A 511-nucleotide genomic window follows, 5' to 3' on the forward strand; every position below is an offset into this window, starting at 1 on the left:
CGGCCTGCTTTTTCCGGCAGTAGCCTGGTCATCCACAGGGGCTGTGCAAGCCTCTGAACTGCCCGTATAATTGTGCACTCGCGGGGGCAGGAGATCGAACGATGAACATCACGACTGCGCACAATGCCCGATTCACGCCGCGCCAGATGGCATGGTCCGCCGCAGCCGCGTTGCTCGTGGCGCCCGCCATCGCGATGCTGTTCACGCGTGAGATGAACTGGGGCGCCGAGGATTTCGCGGCGCTGGCGCTGATGATCGGGCTTGGTGGCCTCGCGGTCGAGCTGGCCGTGCGGACCGTGCGCAAGCCGCTGCACCGGGCGATGCTGCTCGCCGCGATTGCGCTTGCCTTCCTGCTCGTCTGGGCCGAACTGGCGGTGGGCATCCTGCCAGGTTGAGGGAGCATTTGATGAAGACTTTGGCCCTGATTCTCCCGCTGGCGCTGCTCGCGGCGTGCAGCAGCGAACCTGCGCAAGACGACGAGCTGGTGACGCTCGACGGCGGCGCGCCCGCC

The 511-nt window shown here is 66.5% G+C and carries 1 protein-coding gene; it reads left to right on the top strand.

Annotated features, from left to right (window positions below):
* Positions 1-101: 101 nt before the first annotated feature.
* Positions 102-395 carry a hypothetical protein gene (locus DM995_RS18780; RefSeq protein WP_198669489.1) on the top strand — a complete coding sequence of 98 codons (294 nt, stop codon included), beginning with the start codon at positions 102-104 and terminating at the stop codon, positions 393-395.
* The last annotated feature ends 116 nt before the right edge of the window (positions 396-511 follow it).

Source organism: Blastomonas sp. UPD001, from assembly GCF_003426715.1.
In the GTDB taxonomy this organism is placed as follows: Bacteria; Pseudomonadota; Alphaproteobacteria; order Sphingomonadales; family Sphingomonadaceae; genus Blastomonas.